3 protein-coding genes are annotated in these 1,675 nt (G+C 62.9%); all 3 read left to right on the top strand.

The window, feature by feature from the left end; genetic code table 11:
• Positions 1 to 48: 48 nt before the first annotated feature.
• The 3 genes from NS6_RS01080 to NS6_RS01090 all read left to right on the top strand — a co-directional run bounded on the left by NS6_RS01080 (position 49) and on the right by NS6_RS01090 (position 1,669).
• Positions 49 to 513, top strand: coding sequence for a hypothetical protein (locus NS6_RS01080; protein WP_068035333.1), 465 nt, complete (start codon positions 49 to 51; stop codon positions 511 to 513).
• Positions 514 to 714: 201 nt separating this feature from the next.
• A complete protein-coding gene (locus NS6_RS01085; RefSeq protein WP_068035335.1) occupies positions 715 to 1,038 on the top strand; it encodes a hypothetical protein in 324 nt (107 codons plus the stop codon).
• Positions 1,039 to 1,099: 61 nt separating this feature from the next.
• The gene (locus NS6_RS01090) at positions 1,100 to 1,669 is read left to right on the top strand and encodes a YbaB/EbfC family nucleoid-associated protein (RefSeq protein ID WP_068035337.1); all 570 of its coding nucleotides are present in this window, start codon (positions 1,100 to 1,102) and stop codon (positions 1,667 to 1,669) included.
• Positions 1,670 to 1,675 lie beyond the last annotated feature (6 nt).

A 1,675-nucleotide genomic window follows, 5' to 3' on the forward strand; every position in this document is an offset into this window, starting at 1 on the left:
TATATCCGAGACAGCGGCTACCGGTGTGGCTCGCAGCCTATCTCGGACATGACAGGCGCCAGATACGAAGTCTACGGCGGGCGGCACCGGTCTGTGGCGCCGGCCTTGGATCTCGCCTACAACGGGAATCATCCGCTACCGGATCTGTATGCGGGAGCGCCGGAATGGGTGGCGGACCCGGTGGTCAACCCACGCGCTGGCGTGGGTCTGCTCTCCTTCTGTTATTGGTGGGAGCGCGGTCGCTGGTATCGGGGTCGGTCGCCACCTGTTTCCGAGTGCGCCGCCGCGCTACCGAGTGTGTGGAGTTCGGCGGCGGTCGCCGAACGAGTGATCCAGGTGCTGGCGGCAAAACCGGGCAACCGGCAGCGACAGCCGGTCGTCGACCTGATCGCAGCGGCACACCAGGCGCGAGTGACGAGTCATCGCGTGGCACTGGCGTTCGGTGGCATCTCCGACGATATCGCCGCTGCCGTTTACCAATTCCGGCTGGCCGGCTTGCTCGACGGTCTGTGAGACGGGCGGCAGTGTGCTTCAGCCGAGATCGGCGACGGTTTTCGGATTGTATCGTTTTACATTCCCTTGGGTGGAGTCCGGCGGGGTCTGTTGGAATCATGGAAATGAGCCCCGGCTGGCCGGCGGTTTCGGGTCCGGCACGACGTCGGAAGCCGTCGGGTCGCGGAGTGGGACAGTGCAAGAAGAAGAGGTTTCACCAGTATGACTGAGAAGTTCGAGATCGACCCCGACGAAGTGGAACGGGGTCGCCATCTTCTGGGCGACGGTCATGACGTCGGCCTCACTGTCGTTGCCCGGATCCTGCAGGCTGTCTCGCCCGGTTCGGCCGCCTGGGGTGCTGACGAATTCGGTGCGGAATTCGCCCATGGTCCGGATGGTTCGGGTGGGTTCGAAGACTTCTCCGACAGTGTGGTCGCAGGCCAGGATGCCCTCAACCACGGAATGGACACCGGTGGCACGTCGCTCGACGAAGTCGTCGCGGTGGTTCGTCAAGTAGAAGAAAACTCGACGCGACGGTTCGGCTGATGATCGGTGCCGGTGGGTGTGGGTGTTCCCTTCGCTGGTGGATTTTCGGAGAGGTGAGGTGATGGTCGGCGGACGTGAATTGGGTGACGTGGCCGGAATCCTGGAAGGTTTGCGCAAAGAAATGGGGACGCTTGCCGATCTCGAGCAGCGGCGGGCCCAGTTCACTGCCACAGCGACGATGCACGATAAGCGTGTCACTGTGACAGTGAACGCCGAGGGGCACCTCATCGACCTCCGCTTCTCCTCGAAGATCGACTCTCTCGACTATGGGGAGATTGCCACGGCGGTGGTTGCCGCGACAAAGGCCGCGGCAGCGGATGTCGCGCGTCAGGCCGAAGAACTGATCGCCCCACTTCGGCAGCATCAGGCACAGATGCCGAACTTGCACGAGCTTGTCGGCGGAATGCCCGATTTGCAAGCTGAAATACCCGCGCCGCCGCCGGTATTGAGCCAGGTACCTGATCCGGATGTGCTGGACGAACCGTCCGGCATGATCGGCGATGCGCGTTCTGTAGTTGCGGCGGACCAGGATGAAGCGCCGCTGGAACTGCAGTTCTCCGATGTGGAAGAGCTCGGCGCTGTGGAGGGACCGACAAGCGATTCGCAGGTCGCCGACTCGGGCTGGGGATAGTATTCA

Origin of the sequence: Nocardia speluncae NBRC 108251 (genome assembly GCF_001613245.1) — a bacterium.
GTDB lineage: Bacteria > Actinomycetota > Actinomycetes > Mycobacteriales > Mycobacteriaceae > Nocardia > Nocardia speluncae.